The 15746-nt window shown below is 70.3% G+C and carries 13 protein-coding genes and 1 pseudogene; 9 read left to right on the top strand and 5 right to left on the bottom strand.

Going from position 1 to position 15746, the window contains the following annotated elements:
• Positions 1-16 precede the first annotated feature (16 nt).
• Positions 17-1162, top strand: coding sequence for a 4-hydroxyphenylpyruvate dioxygenase (hppD, locus tag StrepF001_RS20775; protein WP_129799744.1), 1146 nt, complete (start codon positions 17-19; stop codon positions 1160-1162).
• Between the two features lie 45 nt (positions 1163-1207).
• On the opposite strand, the gene StrepF001_RS20770 is transcribed toward hppD, so the two are convergent.
• Entirely contained in the window at positions 1208-2674 is a 1467-nt protein-coding gene (locus StrepF001_RS20770) for a tetratricopeptide repeat protein (RefSeq protein ID WP_240797597.1), read from the bottom strand.
• Positions 2675-2766: 92 nt separating this feature from the next.
• On the opposite strand from StrepF001_RS20770, the gene StrepF001_RS20765 reads away from it, so the two are divergent.
• Positions 2767-4173 (top strand): FAD-linked oxidase C-terminal domain-containing protein, encoded by a 1407-nt coding sequence (locus StrepF001_RS20765; RefSeq protein WP_129799743.1) that lies wholly within the window; start codon positions 2767-2769, stop codon positions 4171-4173.
• Positions 4174-4183: 10 nt separating this feature from the next.
• Here the strand turns inward: StrepF001_RS20765 and StrepF001_RS20760 are convergent, their stop codons facing one another.
• Entirely contained in the window at positions 4184-4594 is a 411-nt protein-coding gene (locus tag StrepF001_RS20760; RefSeq protein WP_129799742.1) for an SsgA family sporulation/cell division regulator, read from the bottom strand.
• A gap of 243 nt (positions 4595-4837) precedes the next feature.
• Here StrepF001_RS20760 and StrepF001_RS48115 point away from each other — a divergent pair.
• Positions 4838-6542: pseudogene (locus tag StrepF001_RS48115) on the top strand (RDD family protein).
• Between the two features lie 87 nt (positions 6543-6629).
• On the top strand, positions 6630-7304 hold the full coding sequence (locus tag StrepF001_RS20745; protein ID WP_129799740.1) for an RDD family protein: 675 nt from the start codon (positions 6630-6632) through the stop codon (positions 7302-7304).
• On the opposite strand, the gene StrepF001_RS20740 is transcribed toward StrepF001_RS20745, so the two are convergent.
• Entirely contained in the window at positions 7291-7572 is a 282-nt protein-coding gene (locus StrepF001_RS20740; RefSeq protein WP_129799739.1) for a hypothetical protein, read from the bottom strand. The two genes, StrepF001_RS20745 and StrepF001_RS20740, sit on opposite strands and share 14 nt — an antisense overlap.
• 389 nt (positions 7573-7961) lie before the next feature.
• Between StrepF001_RS20740 and StrepF001_RS20735 the strand changes: the two genes are divergently transcribed.
• On the top strand, positions 7962-10307 hold the full coding sequence (locus tag StrepF001_RS20735; RefSeq protein ID WP_129799738.1) for an immune inhibitor A domain-containing protein: 2346 nt from the start codon (positions 7962-7964) through the stop codon (positions 10305-10307).
• 121 nt (positions 10308-10428) lie between these two features.
• The gene (locus StrepF001_RS20730) at positions 10429-10758 is read left to right on the top strand and encodes a hypothetical protein (protein ID WP_129799737.1); all 330 of its coding nucleotides are present in this window, start codon (positions 10429-10431) and stop codon (positions 10756-10758) included.
• Between the two features lie 9 nt (positions 10759-10767).
• Here StrepF001_RS20730 and StrepF001_RS20725 read toward each other — a convergent pair whose 3' ends face one another.
• On the bottom strand, positions 10768-11355 hold the full coding sequence (locus StrepF001_RS20725) for an isochorismatase family protein (RefSeq protein WP_129799736.1): 588 nt from the start codon (positions 11353-11355) through the stop codon (positions 10768-10770).
• Between the two features lie 146 nt (positions 11356-11501).
• The gene (locus tag StrepF001_RS20720; protein ID WP_129800072.1) at positions 11502-12821 is read right to left on the bottom strand and encodes a nicotinate phosphoribosyltransferase; all 1320 of its coding nucleotides are present in this window, start codon (positions 12819-12821) and stop codon (positions 11502-11504) included.
• 135 nt (positions 12822-12956) lie between these two features.
• Between StrepF001_RS20720 and clpS the strand changes: the two genes are divergently transcribed.
• The 3 genes from clpS (at position 12957) to StrepF001_RS20705 (ending at position 15646) form a co-directional block, all read left to right on the top strand.
• A complete protein-coding gene (gene clpS, locus StrepF001_RS20715) occupies positions 12957-13274 on the top strand; it encodes an ATP-dependent Clp protease adapter ClpS (protein ID WP_129799735.1) in 318 nt (105 codons plus the stop codon).
• An 11-nt stretch (positions 13275-13285) separates the two neighbouring features.
• Positions 13286-13888, top strand: coding sequence for a DUF2017 domain-containing protein (locus tag StrepF001_RS20710; RefSeq protein WP_129799734.1), 603 nt, complete (start codon positions 13286-13288; stop codon positions 13886-13888).
• Between the two features lie 339 nt (positions 13889-14227).
• Positions 14228-15646, top strand: coding sequence for an amino acid permease (locus StrepF001_RS20705; RefSeq protein ID WP_129799733.1), 1419 nt, complete (start codon positions 14228-14230; stop codon positions 15644-15646).
• The last annotated feature ends 100 nt before the right edge of the window (positions 15647-15746 follow it).

Here is a 15746-nt window from a genome sequence, read left to right as displayed (position 1 = left end):
GAGAGACGCTGCGGCTATGACGCAGACCACACACCACACTCCCGACACCGCACGGCAGGCCGACCCCTTCCCGGTCAAGGGAATGGACGCGGTCGTGTTCGCCGTGGGCAACGCCAAGCAGGCGGCGCACTACTACTCCACCGCCTTCGGCATGCGCCTGGTCGCCTACTCCGGACCGGAGAACGGCAGCCGCGAGACCGCTGCGTACGTCCTGGAGAACGGCTCCGCCCGTTTCGTGTTCACGTCGGTGATCAAGCCCGCCACCACCTGGGGCCACTTCCTCGCCGAGCACGTGGCCGAGCACGGCGACGGCGTCATCGACCTCGCCATCGAGGTGCCCGACGCACGCGCCGCGTACGCCTACGCCGTCGAGCACGGGGCCCGGTCGGTCGCCGAGCCGTACGAGCTGAAGGACGAGCACGGCACGGTGGTCCTCGCCGCGATCGCCACGTACGGCCGGACCCGCCACACCCTGGTCGAACGCTCCGGCTACGACGGCCCCTACCTCCCCGGCTTCGTCGCCGCCGCGCCCCTCGTCGAACCGCCCGCCCAGCGCACCTTCCAGGCCATCGACCACTGCGTCGGCAACGTCGAACTCGGCCGGATGAACGAGTGGGTCGGCTTCTACAACAAGGTCATGGGCTTCACGAACATGAAGGAGTTCGTGGGCGACGACATCGCGACCGAGTACAGCGCGCTGATGTCCAAGGTGGTGGCCGACGGGACGCTCAAGGTCAAGTTCCCGATCAACGAGCCCGCCATCGCCAAGAAGAAGTCCCAGATCGACGAGTACCTGGAGTTCTACGGCGGCGCGGGCGTCCAGCACATCGCGCTCAACACGGGCGACATCGTCCAGACGGTACGGACGATGCGGGCGGCCGGCGTGCAGTTCCTGGAAACGCCCGACTCGTACTACGACACCCTGGGGGCGTGGGTCGGCGAGACCCGCGTCCCCGTCGACACCCTGCGCGAGCTGAAGATCCTCGCGGACCGTGACGAGGACGGCTACCTGCTCCAGATCTTCACCAAGCCGGTCCAGGACCGCCCGACCGTCTTCTTCGAGATCATCGAACGCCACGGCTCGATGGGCTTCGGCAAGGGCAACTTCAAGGCGCTGTTCGAGGCGATCGAGCGGGAGCAGGCAAGGCGCGGCAACCTCTGAGCCGAGCGCTGGGGACAAGGACAGCGGCGGCCTCCGCCGCTGCTCCTACATGCCGTCCTCGGTCGGCTCACCCAACTCCCCCAGCGCCGCCTCGGCCACGGGCACATGCAACGGCGAGAAGTACGGGTTGATCCGCAGCGCCTCCCGCAGATGCCGCCGCGCGGGCCCGTCCAGCCCCAGCTCCTTCTCGATCATCCCCCGGTGGTACGAGTACAGCGCACTGCGCACCTCACCCCCGTGCTCCCTGTTCGTCGCCCGCTCCGCGAACCACAGCGCCTCCTCGTGCGCGCCCGCCCGGTGCAGCGCCCACCCCAGCGCGTCGGCCACCGCGAGCCCGGGCTGGCGCCGCCACTCGGCCCGCAGCCGCTCCACCGCCGCCTCGGGATCACCGTGGTCCGCCTCGAACCGCCCGAGCACCAGCTCCTCGTCGACCCCGCCCTCGGCGGCGCTGAGCACCTGCGACCGCAGCCGCTCGAACTGCACCCCCGCCGCCTCCTGCAGCCCCAGCGACTCGTACAGCTCGCCCAGCTCCAGGGCGTAACCCGGCGACGGCTGCTTGTCGAGCGCCACCCGGTAGGCGCTCAGCGCCTGGGCCGTCCGCCCCAGCGCCGCCAGCACCCGCCCCTGCCCGGCCTGCGCGGCCCGCTGGTCGGGATCGAGCCGCACCGCCTCCTCGAAGTACCGCAGCGCCGCCTTGAGGTCCCCGCGTTCCCAGGCGAGCTGCCCGGCCTGCTCCAGCCACGCCGCCCGCTCGGCCGGAGACCCGGCGGCCGCCGCCGCGTCGGACAGGGTCGCCGCCGCGTCCTCGCGCCAGCCGCGGTCCCAGTACACGCCGGCCGCCCGGGCCATGACCGCCGGGCCGGAGTGCAGTTCCTGGAGCCGTTCGAGGGTCCGCCGGCTCGCCTTGTAGTCACCGAGGCCGGTGTACGCGTCGATCAGCAGCGGATAGGTCGTCCACCTCTTGGGGTCCGCCTTCAGTGCCGCTTCCGCCCACTTCCGCGCGGTGCGGAAGTCACGGCGGGCGCCGGCCAGGGCCGCCATGCCGTTCAGCGCGTCGACGTTGCCGCGCGGCCGCACCTTCAGGGACATCCGCAGCGCCTGCTCGGCCTTCGGGTAGTTCGTGGCGTCGGCGGTCCGCCGCCCCTGCTGGACGTACGCCGCGCCCAGCACCGCCCACGACCGGGCGTCCGTGGGCCGCGCCCGCAGCCGGGCCTCGCGGTCGCCGATCAGCGCCTCCAGCTCGGCCGGCGCGGCCGGCATCCCGTTCGTGACCGCGGTCATCGCCGGTGCCGCCGGACGCGGCGCGGGCCGCGGCGGGCGGTCCGGCCGCTCGGGCCGCTCGGGCCGCAGCACCAGCACCCCGGCGACGAAGAGGCACCCCACGAGCGAGCCGATCACGACACCCGCGAGGAGCCGGGAACGGCGCCGCGGGTCACGCCGTCCCGCCCGCTTCCGACCCTCGTCGCGCTCCTGGTTCTTCCGGGTCTCCTCGGTCTCCATGACGGTCTTCATGCCGCACACTGTGCGCCAGTACGACGACCGGGTCCCGGCACGCCGAGGGTGCCGTCGACGGGGTTCACACCGATGGCCCCGGGTGACACGCTGTGATCATGAGCCGTATCCAAGCCCCTTCCGACGAAGTGCAGGGCAACCTCACGGACCGGCTGCTGGCGGGCCTGCCGGCCGAGGCCGTCCTGACCGACCCCGACGTCACCGCCTCCTACGCCAACGACATGGCGAGCTTCTGCCCGGCCGGCAGCCCGGCCGTGGTCGTGCTGCCGCGCACCGTCGAACAGGTCCAGCACGTCATGCGCACCGCCACCGAGCTGCGCGTCCCGGTCGTCCCGCAGGGCGCCCGCACCGGGCTGTCCGGCGGGGCCAACGCCTCCGACGGCTGCATCGTGCTGTCCCTGACGAAGATGGACCGGATCATCGAGATCAACCCGGTCGACCGCATCGCCGTCGTCGAACCCGGCGTCATCAACGCCGCTCTGTCCCGCGCGGTGGGCGAGCACGGCCTGTACTACCCTCCCGACCCCTCCAGCTGGGAGATGTGCACCATCGGCGGCAACATCGGCACCGCCTCGGGCGGCCTGTGCTGCGTGAAGTACGGGGTGACCGCCGAGTACGTCCTCGGACTCGATGTCGTCCTGGCCGACGGACGGCTGATGTCCACCGGCCGGCGCACCGCGAAGGGCGTCGCCGGTTACGACCTCACACGCCTGTTCGTGGGCTCCGAGGGCTCCCTCGGCATCGTCGTACGGGCGATCCTGGCGCTGAAGCCGCAGCCGCTCCAGCAGCTGGTGCTGGCCGCCGAGTTCGCCTCCGGAGCCGCCGCCTGCGACGCCGTGTGCCGGATCATGGCCGGCGGGCACGTGCCGTCCCTCCTCGAACTGATGGACCGTACGACGGTCAAGGCCGTCAACGACATGGCGCACATGGGCCTGCCGGAGACCACCGAGGCCCTCCTCCTCGCCGCCTTCGACACCCCCGACCCGGCCGCAGACCTCGCCGCCGTCGGCGCGCTGTGCGAGGCCGCCGGCGCCACCGAGGTCGTCCCGGCCGACGATGCGGCCGAGTCCGAACTGCTCCTCAAGGCACGGCGGTTGTCGCTCACCGCACTCGAGGCCGTCAAGGGCACCACGATGATCGACGACGTGTGTGTGCCCCGGTCCAGGCTCGGCGAGATGCTCGACGGCGTCGAGCGCATCGCCGAGAAGTACCAGCTCACCATCGGCGTCGTCGCCCACGCGGGCGACGGCAACACCCACCCGACGGTCTGCTTCGACGCACAGAACCCCGACGAGTCCCGGCGCGCCCGCGAGTCCTTCGACGAGATCATGGCCCTCGGCCTGGAACTCGGCGGCACGATCACCGGCGAACACGGCGTGGGCGTCCTGAAGAAGGAATGGCTGGCGCGCGAGATCGGCCCCGTGGGCGTGGAGATGCAGCGCGCGGTCAAACAGGTCTTCGACCCGCTGGGCATCCTCAACCCGGGCAAACTGTTCTGAAGCGCGCGCCTCACCAGGCGAGCAGCTCGGCCAGACCGTCGTCGAGGCCGAGCTGAGCGCCCTCACTCCCCGGGGGCACCACCCGCAGCGTGCGCTCCAGCCAGGCCGACACCTGCGCCGCCGGGGCGTGAAGCAGGGCGTCCCCGTCGGGTGAACTCAGCGCTATCAGAACGACGCTGCGCCCGTTCGCCTTCGACGGCCATACCCGCACGTCCCCGCGTCCGCACGGCCGGAACACCCCCTCCACGAGGAGTTCACGGGCGAACGTCCAGTTGACGGGCTGGTCGGAGTCGATGTGGAAGGTGATGTGGACGGCGTACGGGTCGTCGGAGCGGTAGCCGAGCCGGGCCGCGACCGGGACGCTCCGCTCGGGCGACAGAACGAGCCGCATCTCCAACTCCCGCTCTACCACGGTGTGCATGGCTGTCTTTCCTCTCTGCACAGGTCTGCACGGATCTGTCGTACGGGCCCTGTGGGCGGGCCCGTACGAGTGGAGAGCGGGGGAAGCCGGGAGCATTACGCGGATTCCCCGAAGTTTTTTCGCGGGGGTAGCACAAGCGTGCTCGAAAGGGGCGGGTCCGGCGGGACGGGCGGTGCTGGTCCGGCGGGTCTGATAGATGTGGAGGCCCCCATAACACCCCCGAGCAGATACGGGACGACGGACATGAGCGCCCCAACCCCGGCACCCGGCGACGACAGGCCCCGCGAGGGCTATTACCCGGACCCTTCCATTCCCGGATATGTCCGGTACTGGAACGGCGCCGCCTGGGTGCCGGGCACCAGCCGTCCGGCCCCGGCCGACGGCGAACCGCTCGCGCCGCCGCCCGGCGCGCACCCCGCGCAGCCCGCCGTCGAGGAGACCGGGCCGCACTTCTTCGACGAGGATCCCGAACCGCAGGCCCAGGCCGGCCCCGCCGACGCCCAGCACGGCAGCCGGCCCGAGCCGGCCTCCGCATGGGGCGCCGACCGCTCCCGGCAGTCCGGCTTCGGCGGCGACCAGGACCGCCGCGTCTCCTGGGGCGCACCGCAGGGCGCCGACCCGCGCGTACCCGCAGACGCCCCCACGTCGCCCGACGGCCAGTCCGCTCGCACGGACGGCACGGCGACGATCCCGCCGGCCGCGTCCGACGCGGACGCGGCCGGCGGCAACACGTTCGTCTTCCGCCGCCCGACCGCCAACTCCCAGGGCCCGGGCGCCGGTACGGACGGTGCCGCCGAGGACGAGGGCACGATGACCTTCCGCGCCGTCACCCGCAGCACGGGTCAGCAGGACGGGACACCGGGGGCGCAGCCCGGGAGCCCGGGCATGCCGGGGCCGCGAGCGTCGGGCGCGGCGGGGGCCTCCGGCTTGGCGGGTTCCGGCCCGGCGGGCGCCACCCCGGCGGGTTCCCCCCTGGGCGTATCCGGCCTGGCGGGTTCCGGCCCGGGTGTGTCCGGTCCGGCGGGTTCCACCCCGGCGGGCGCCGCCCCGGGCGCATCCGCCCCGGCGCATCAATCCCCGGCCCCTCCGGCCCCGGCGCCCCCACCCCGGCGCCCTCCGCCGGATCGGGCGCCCCCGGTTTCGGTGCCGGAAAGGCGGCCGCGGCGCGCGCTGCCGCGGTGCAGGCCGGGCAGGCGCAGGTGGCGTCGGCCGCGCAGGCCGGTGTGCAGGAGGCGCCGGCCACCCCGCAGTCCACCACCCCCTCGTCCGCGCCCCCGGTGTGCCCCATCAGGCCGCCGCTCCAGGCACCGCCGCCCCGGTGACCAGCGGCCCCGGTGGCGGCCAGTCCTCCTGGGCACAGCAGGTCCACCATCTCGCCGGCACCTCGGGGGCCGACGAGCAGCCGGTCGCACCGTGGAAGCCGCCGGTCGAGGACCCGTTCCAGGCGGCGGCGCGGCGGCAAGCGGCGGCGCGGCCCGCGGCGCTCGGCAAGCGGCTGGCCGCCCGCCTGATCGACACCGTGGTCATCGGCGCCGTCACCGCCGTCGCCGCCGTACCGCTCGGCGCACAGGCCCTCGACCACATCCAGGGCAAGATCGACGAGGCCAAGCTCTCCGGCCGGACGGTCACGGTCTGGCTGCTCGACGGCACGACGTCCACCTACCTGGGCATCATCCTCGCCGTCCTGCTCCTCTTCGGTGTCCTCTACGAGGCGCTGCCGACCGCCAAGTGGGGCCGCACGCTGGGCAAGCGACTGCTCGGCCTGGAGGTGCGGGACATCGAGGCCCACGAGGCTCCGTCCTTCGGCGCGGCCCTGCGCCGCTGGCTGGTCTACAGCGTCCCCGGACTGCTCTGCGTCGGTCTCATCGGTGTCCTGTGGTGCCTGTTCGACAAGCCGTGGCACCAGTGCTGGCACGACAAGGCCGCACACACGTTCGTCGCAGGGTGACCTCCACCCGGGTGACCAGGTAATTCTGTACCCCCGGACGGCCGCTCGCCGGATGCGCGGGGGGAGGGTTCGCGGTCCACTCGGGCCATGAGCACCGAACCGCCCCCCGGATCCGGCGGACAGCCGCCGGAGGACGATCCGTTCAAGAAGCAGCCCCCGCCCGGCGAGGGGGCCGGCTCACCGTACGACTCGCCCCCGGGCGGCCAGGAACCCCCGCCGTACGGCGGTGACCAGCCACCTCCCTACGGCGGTGGCCAGCCACCCCCGTACGGCGGCGGCCCTTATGGCGGCGGCCCCGAGGAGCCGCTCGCGGGCATGCCCCCGCTCGCCGACAGCGGCAAGCGCACGCTCGCCCGCATCATCGACATGATCCTCGTCGGCGTCGTCGTCTGGCTGCTCGCCTGGGGTTTCAACGTCGACGAGTACGGCGTGGGCGCCGACGAGGTCGACACCGGCAGCTCCCTCGCGCAGTCCACCATCGCCGCCGTGCTCTTCATGGCGTACGACACCTTCATGATCAGCAAGTGGGGGCAGACACTGGGCAAGAAGTGGCTCGGCATGCGGGTGGCCAACCTCGACAACGGCGCCACGCCCTCGGTGCAGACCGCGCTGATCCGCTCCGCGGTGCTCTGGATTCCGTTCGCGTTCTGCTGTGCCTGCCTCTGGACGGTGATCTGCGGCGGCTGGAGCTTCTTCGACAAGCCCTACAAACAGGGCCTGCACGACAAGGCGGCCAAGACGGTGGTGGTCAGCGCGACGTGACGCCGGACGTCGGCTCCCGTACCGGCTCGGGTGCCGCCGGGACCGGAGCCGCCACGCGGGAGGCCGGGGCGGAGCGCCGTACGACGGTCGGTGTGCGCTTCGGCACGGGTACCGTCAGGGCGACCAGCAGCCCGAGGACGAGCGCCGCGACGGCGATGACCGCGATCCCCGCATCCGAACTCGTCTGTGACAGCAGCAGCATGGCGAGCGTCGAGGCGATGACGGTCAACGAACCGTAGGCGAGCTGTACGGCAGTCGGACGAGGCATGGCAATCGAGTCCTAGAAAGTGGGGGTGGTCTCCCCCCGTGCCTCTCGCTTGGGGGAGGGTGCGGACAGAATCTATTCGCGTGCATGCCCGAGTGGAACGAACCGTAAGCGTGAGATGACCAACAGTGCCGATGCATAAGGGGCGCACCGATTCATGCAGTCCGACAAGTGGACGGTCCTGCGCGCCCGTTGAGCGAAGCACACTGTTCGGTGAGCGAAACGTCGTCTCCGCATAATGCAGTTGTCCTGCTCAAGTCAAGGTCTGTCTTTTCTCCTCAACCTCTAGTCAAATGTCGTCACTTGACTACACGCGTTGATCACGCGCGCGCGGAGCGCTCCATGACCGGGCCCTCTCCTTCCGCGCGCCCGGACGCGGGGGAGGATCTCAAGTGACCAGCAGACCCTGGACGTTCAGAGCGACCGCGACCGCGGTCGCATTCGCGGCGGCGACCGCCATGTTCTCCACCTACGCGGTGGCGCAGGGCGATCCCGCCGACTCCGCCGCCGTAGAGCGGAGGGACCCGGCGACACCCGAGGCGCACGACGAGCACGAGCACGACCTCGACGGCCCGCTCACCAAAACCGTCGAAGCTCAGCGCGAAGAGGCCCTGAAGCAGGTCATATCCGGCGAGGCCGAGGTCGAGGAGCGCAAGGGCTCCAAGGTCGTCGAGCTCGAGAGCCGTAAGGGCCACAGCAAGTACGTCGAACTCGGCCGGGAGAAGACGGACAAGATCTTCACCGTTCTGGTCGAGTTCGGCGACCAGATCGACAGCCGCTACGGCGGCACCCCCGGCCCGCTGCACAACCAGATCGCCGAGCCGGACCGCAAGCAGGACAACAGCACGGCCTGGCAGGCGGACTACAACCGCGAGCACTTCCAGGACCTCTACTTCGGCGACGGCACCGCCTCGATGAAGACCTACTACGAGAAGCAGTCCTCGGGCCGCTACTCCATCGAGGGCGAGGTCACCGACTGGGTCAAGGTCCCCTACAACGAGGCCCGTTACGGCTCCAACAAGTGCGACCCCGACAACTGCGCCTGGTACGCGGTGCAGGACGGCGTCAACGCGTGGGCCGACCAGCAGAAGGCAGCCGGCAAGACCGACGCGGAGATCAAGGCCAAGCTCGCCGAGTACGACCAGTGGGACCGCTACGACTTCGACGGCGACGGCGACTTCAACGAACGCGACGGCTACATCGACCACTTCCAGATCGTGCACGCCGGCGAGGACGAGTCCGCGGGCGGCGGCGCGCAGGGCGAGGACGCGATCTGGGCCCACCGCTGGTACGCGTTCGGCACCGACGCCGGCTCCACCGGCCCCGACGGCAACCGGCTCGGCGGCACACAGATCGGCGACAGCGGTATCTGGGTCGGCGACTACACCATCCAGCCGGAGAACGGCGGACTCGGCGTCTTCGCCCACGAGTACGGCCACGACCTCGGTCTGCCGGACCACTACGACACCAACGGCGGCGAGAACTCCACCGGCTTCTGGACGCTGATGTCGTCCGGTTCCTGGCTCGGCACCGGCAAGGACACCATCGGCGACCTGCCCGGCGACATGACCGCCTGGGACAAGCTCCAGCTGGGCTGGCTCGACTACGACGTCGCCAAGGCGGCCACGAAGTCGACGCACAAGCTGGGCGTCGCCGAGTACAACACCAAGAACAAGCAGGCCCTGGTGGTCGAGCTGCCCAAGAAGGCGGTCACCACCGAGCTCGTTCCTCCTGCACAGGGTGCGACTCAGTGGTGGAGCGGCAGCGGAAACAACCTGAAGAACACGCTCAGCCGCTCCGTGGATCTCACCGGCAAGTCCTCGGCGACCCTGACGCTGGACGGCTGGTGGGCGATCGAGGCCGACTACGACTACCTCTACGCCGAGGTGTCCACCGACGGCGGCGCCAACTGGACGGCGGTCGACGGCACGGCGGACGGCCAGGCCATCCCGCGCGACGGCAGCGACAAGCCGGCGTTGACCGGCTTCTCCGAGCAGTACAAGAAGCTGTCGTACTCCCTCGACGCCTACGCGGGCAAGAAGATCGAGCTGCGCTTCCGCTACGCCACCGACGGCGGTGTCGCGGAGAAGGGCTTCGCGGCCGACCAGATCTCCGTGACCGCCGACGGCACCGCGCTGTTCACGGACAACGCGGAGAGCGCGGACGTGGCTTGGACGGCGACCGGCTTCTCCCGGATCGGCGCGTCGTTCACCAAGGAGTACGCGCAGTACTACATCGCCGAGAACCGCCAGTACGTGTCGTACGACAAGACCCTGAAGGTCGGCCCGTACAACTTCGGCTTCGCCACCACCCGTCCGTCCTGGGTCGAGCACTTCCCGTACCAGAACGGCCTGTTGATCTGGAAGTGGGACACCTCCCAGGCCGACAACAACACCAGCCAGCACCCGGGCGTGGGCCTGCTCCTGCCCGTCGACTCCCACCCGACCGCGCTGAAGTGGTCCGACGGCACGCTGATGCGCAACCGCATCCAGACCTACGACGCGCCGTTCAGCCTGTACCGCACGGACGGCATCACGCTGCACAAGGCGGACGTCGCGACGCGGATCCCGTCGTCGAAGGGCGTGCCGGTCTTCAACGACCACACCAGCACCTACTACGACGAGAGCAACAAGGCCGGCGGCGTCAAGATCACTGACACCAACACCAAGATCAGGATCGTCAAGGAGGCCAAGAACGGCTCGACGATCTTGCTCCAAGTCGGCCCCGCGGTGAAGTAAGCAGCATTTCCGCAGGTCAGAAACGTATCGGCGGTAACCCCTGGCGGGTTGCCGCCGATCGTGTTTAGGTGCGTCCTGATGGCTCTCTTATTGACACCTGAGCGAACGGGGATGTGACTGCATGGCCGCAGGAGGTTTCTGCAAGCTGCCGAACGGCACGGTGGTCGTGGCGCTGAACCTGCCCAGCCCCGCCGCCGACGGCCCGGCCGGAGTGCGTGTCCTGGTGCACGCCCGGAACCGGGCCCGTGCCCTGACCCGGCTGCGCAACCTCGGCCTGCGCGCGATCTACCTGCGCGGCAACGCGGCCCCGCCGACCCCGGACGAGATCACCGCGGTCCTGCACCACCCCGACGGTCTGATATGGCGCACGGTCCCCGACAGCGAAGTCGGTCCCATGGAGCTGTGGCGCCCGATCAGGGCCCTGCTCAGACAGCCGACGGCACAGGTGTAAGGCCCGCCCCTACTGAACGACCGGCTTCCCGGACAGCTCCACGCCCGCTTCCCGCAGCTCCTCCAGCGCCCGCTCGGTGCTCTCCGGGGCCACCCCGGCGGTGAGGTCCAGCAGCACATGCGTACGGAAACCCTCCCGCGCGGCGTCCAGGGCGGTGGCCCGTACGCAGTGGTCGGTGGCGATGCCGACCACGTCCACCTCGTCGATCGACCGGGCCTTCAGCCAGTCGGCCAGGGACACGCCGTTCTCGTCGACCCCCTCGAACCCGCTGTACGCCGCCGAGTACGCCCCCTTGTCGAACACGGCGTCGATCGAGCCGGACGCGACGGCCGGGGCGAAGTTCGGATGGAAGCCGACCCCCTCCGTGCCCGCGACGCAGTGCGCGGGCCAGGAGTGGGCGAAGTCGGGGTTGTCCGCGAAGTGGCCGCCGGGGGCGATGTGGTGGTCGCGGGTCGCCACGACATGGCGGTACCCGGCGGGGGCCTGCCCGATCAGCTCGGTGATCGCGGCGGCCACATCGGCACCTCCGGCCACCGGGAGGCTGCCCCCTTCGCAGAAATCGTTCTGCACGTCTACGACGATCAAGGCGCGGCGCATGGTCGGTGTCCTTCGGCTATGGGGCGGCTATGGGGTCTCTTCGGTCACGGTGCCGAGAGGTGCGGGCCCGGCCGGTGACGAACCTGAACCTCCGAGCCTAGAGACTTCGGGGACGGTGCGGGAGGGGGCACCACCGGCGCGCACCCCTAACCCGCGGAACCCTCGTTGACGTACTCCGTCGGAATGACGGGTTCCCCCTGGGACAGCTGCGTAGCCGAGAGCGGCAGAGCGGCGAGGGCGGCGATGTGCCGCTCGCGCGGGGTGTCGAGCGGCTCGCGGGCGACCACCTCGCCGCCCTTGACCAGCTCGACCAGGAGCTGCCGGTCGACGAGCCCGTCCGGTACCGGCCCGGTACCGACCACCTCCGCCTCCGCGATGCCCTGCTCGTCCAGCCGGCGCGCGGCCCACTTGCGGCCGCCGATGGACGTCTTGCCGCCGGTGGCCTTCTTCGCCACCGGCACCAGTGGCGCCTTCGGGTCGGCGGACCCGGCGCGGGCGACCAGCTTGTACACCATGGAGCAGGTCGGGTGCCCGGAGCCGGTGACCAGCCGCGTACCGACGCCGTACGCGTCCACGGGCGCCGCGGCGAGCGAGGCGATGGCGTACTCGTCGAGATCCGAGGTCACGATGATCTTCGTGTTCGTGGCCCCCAGCTCGTCCAGCTGCTGCCGCACCCGGTGCGCGACCAGCAGCAGGTCACCGGAGTCGATCCGGACGGCGCCCAGCTCGGGACCGGCGACCTCCACGGCCGTACGGACCGCCTCGGCGACGTCGTAGGTGTCCACCAGCAGGGTGGTCCCGCGGCCCATGGTGTTGACCTGGGCCTGGAAGGCGTCCCGCTCGCGGTCGTGCAGCAGGGTGAACGCGTGCGCGGACGTGCCGACCGTGGGGATGCCGTAGCGGAAGCCGGCCGCCAGGTCGGAGGTGGAGGCGAAACCGCCGACGTACGCGGCGCGCGCCGCGGCGACGGCGGCCAGCTCGTGGGTGCGGCGGGCGCCCATCTCGATCAGCGGGCGCTCCCCGGCCGCCGACGCCATGCGCGAGGCGGCCGCGGCGATCGCGGAGTCGTGGTTGAGGATGGAGAGGATCACCGTCTCCAGCAGCACACACTCGGCGAACGACCCCTCGACCCGCATGACCGGCGAGCCCGGGAAGTACACCTCGCCCTCGGGATAGCCCCAGATGTCGCCGCTGAACCGGTAGTCCGCGAGCCAGTCCAGGGTCTCCTCGCCGACGATCCCGTGTGCGCGCAGGAAGCCGAGGACGCCAGCGTCGAAGCGGAAGTTCTCGACGGCGTCCAGGACACGGCCGGTGCCCGCCACCACGCCGTAGCGGCGCCCCTCCGGCAGCCGCCGGGTGAAGACCTCGAAGACACTGCGCCGCCCGGCCGTGCCCGCCTTCAGAGCGGCCTGGAGCATCGTCAGCTCGTACTGGTCCGTGAAGAGCGCCGTAGACGGAACTCCCACCCGTCGCCCACCACCACCCTTCTGCGGATGCGCTTCGCGCTCTTCCTTTTCTGGCAGCCCAATGTCCGCTGTGCTCATGGCAACCGATGGTACCCCCATTTCGTCAGTGTGACGATTTAGCGGGCGCATGGCAGCATGGGACATGTGACGTCAGCCGCTCCCATCGAGATCGAACGCACCGAGTCGGCGGAGGAGGTCTCTGCCGTACCAGAGCCCGACGTCCCCTGGGTCACGATCGTCCACAACGACCCGGTCAACCTCATGAGCTATGTGACGTACGTCTTCCAGTCGTACTTCGGCTACTCCAAGGACAAGGCCACCAAGCTCATGCTCGACGTCCACCACAAGGGCCGGGCGGTCGTCTCCAGCGGCAGCCGCGAGGAGATGGAACGCGACGTGCAGGCCATGCACGGCTACGGTCTGTGGGCCACCCTCCAGCAGGACCGGAAGTAGCGATCGCCGCCATGCCAGGAACCTTCGAACCGCTCCCCGGCGGCGGCGCGGCCGTCGCCCTCGACGACGTCGAGATCTCCATCATCCGGTCGCTGGCCGTCCAGCTCCTGGAACTCATCGGCCCCGGCCCCGGCGAGGACGCCTCCGCCGACCCGCTCGCCGAGCTGTTCGCCGAGGGACCCAGCGAACCGCCCTCCGATCCGGTGCTCCAGCGCCTGTTCCCGGACGCCTACCGCGACCCCGAGGGGACGCCGGGGCCCGAGGCGGCCGAGGAGGAGAAGGCGTACTCCGCCGAGTTCCGCCGCTACACCGAGAACGACCTGCGCGCCGGTAAGCGTGAGAACGCCCTCGCGGTGATCCGCTCACTGGACACGCTGACGTCCGCGGGGGACGGCGGGGCGGTCCTGGAGCTGACGGTGGAGCAGTCCCAGCAGTGGCTCGGCGCCCTCAACGACCTGCGCCTGGCCATCGGTTCCCGGCTGGAGATCACCGACGAGGACGACAGCGACCTTCTCTACCGGCTGCCGGACGAGGACCCGCGTAAGCCGATGGTGATGGCGTATCTGTGGCTGGGCGGGCTCCAGGAAACGTTGGTCGGCACACTGATGTCGTAAATATGCGGATCTTGTGTTCGCTCAGCGGACACTCAAATCCGAATAACGATCCCGTTACCTCGCCTGCGTTATATGCGTGTTTAAGGTGCGGTCTGTCCGCTTCTTCCTGTGTGATGCGCCACAGGGTCGCCGGGTGATCAGAGTTGCGGCCGTGATAAATCTTCACGACCGCCCGGCGAACACCACCCTTATGTCCGCCGGGTGCGCCACCAGCCGGCGACCGCCGGCCAGGCACGAGCGGCCCGGGGAGGCCGCTCAGCTCCATCAATCCGGGGGGATCGAAACCCGATCCGAGGCCGACGAGAGGCCGGGGTCGGCATGGAGAAAGGCGCACTACACATGACCTCTGCGAAGGTCACCGAAGCCCCTGAAGAGGGGTACGAGCGGGGACTCGGCAGCCGTCAGGTCCAGATGATCGCGATCGGCGGCGCCATCGGCGTCGGCCTGTTCCTGGGTGCCGGGGCGAACATCGCCAAGGCCGGGCCCAGCCTGATCCTCATGTACGCCCTCGCGGGCGTGATCATCTTCTTCATCATGCGGGCGCTCGGTGAGCTCCTGCTCTACCGCCCTGTCTCGGGCTCCTTCGCGGAGTACTCCCGCGAGTTCCTCGGCCCGTTCTTCGGCTACTTCACCGGCTGGACGTACTGGCTGATGTGGGTGGTCACCGGCATGGCGGAACTCACCGCCGCCGCGATCTACGTCAACTACTGGTTCCCGTCCATTCCGCAATGGGTGACGGCACTGGTCTTCCTGGTGATCCTGTTCGGGGTCAACCTGATCTCCGTGAAGCTCTTCGGCGAGCTGGAGTTCTGGTTCTCGATGGTCAAGGTCACCGCCCTGATCGGCATGATCGTGATCGGCCTCGGCGTGCTGACCTTCGGCTTCAGCAGCGCCGGTGACACGGCGGCCGTCTCCAACCTCTGGGCCTTCGACGGCTTCTTCCCCAAGGGCATCGGTTCGTCCCTGATGACCCTCCAGGGCGTCATGTTCGCCTACCTCGCCGTCGAGCTGGTCGGTGTCACGGCCGGCGAGTCCGAGAACCCGGAGAAGACCCTCCCCAAGGCGATCAACACCCTGCCGTGGCGCATCGCCCTGTTCTACGTCGGTGCCCTCACCGTCATCCTCTGCGTCGTGAAGTGGACGGAGTTCGCGCCAGGCGTCAGCCCGTTCGTCGAGGCCTTCGCGCAGATCGGCATCCCGGCGGGCGCGGCCATCGTCAACTTCGTCGTGCTCACCGCGGCGCTGTCGTCCTGCAACTCCGGCATGTACTCGACGGGCCGCATGCTGCGGAACCTGGCCGAGAGCGGCGAGGCCCCCCGGGCCTTCACCAAGCTGTCGTCGACCAAGACGCCCGCCCTGGGCATCCTCGTCTCCGTGTGCTTCATGGGCATCGGCGTGATCCTGAACTACGTCGTCCCGGAGAAGGCCTTCGGCTACGTCACCTCCATCGCCACCGCCGCCGGCATCTGGACCTGGCTGATGATCCTGGTCAGCCACGTCCTGTACCGCCGCGCGGTGGTCGCGGGCCGGCTGCCCGCCTCGTCCTTCCCTGCGCCGGGCGGCGCGGTGTGCTCCTACATCGCCATCGCGTTCCTGCTCTTCGTGACCGGCATCATCGCCTACGACGCCGACGCCCGCGTCTGCCTCTACGTGATGGCCGGCTGGGCCGCCGCCCTGGCCGTCGGCTGGGCCGTCCTCAAGGCCCGCAACCCGGAGATCGCCGAGCGCCGCACGCCGGAGTTCGAGAAGGTCGGCTGACGACCACCGGACGGCCCTGGCGGCAGGGAGTACTCGTGGCACTCCCTGCCGCTGCCGCTCAGGACGTCCGGCATGTGGGCCGCCCCGTACCACCCCTCGG

Origin of the sequence: Streptomyces sp. F001 (assembly GCF_004187715.1) — a bacterium.
Lineage (GTDB): Bacteria > Actinomycetota > Actinomycetes > Streptomycetales > Streptomycetaceae > Streptomyces > Streptomyces flavusporus.
The sequence above is the reverse complement of the archived record's forward strand: the minus strand, read 5'-3'. Positions and strand labels throughout refer to the sequence as shown.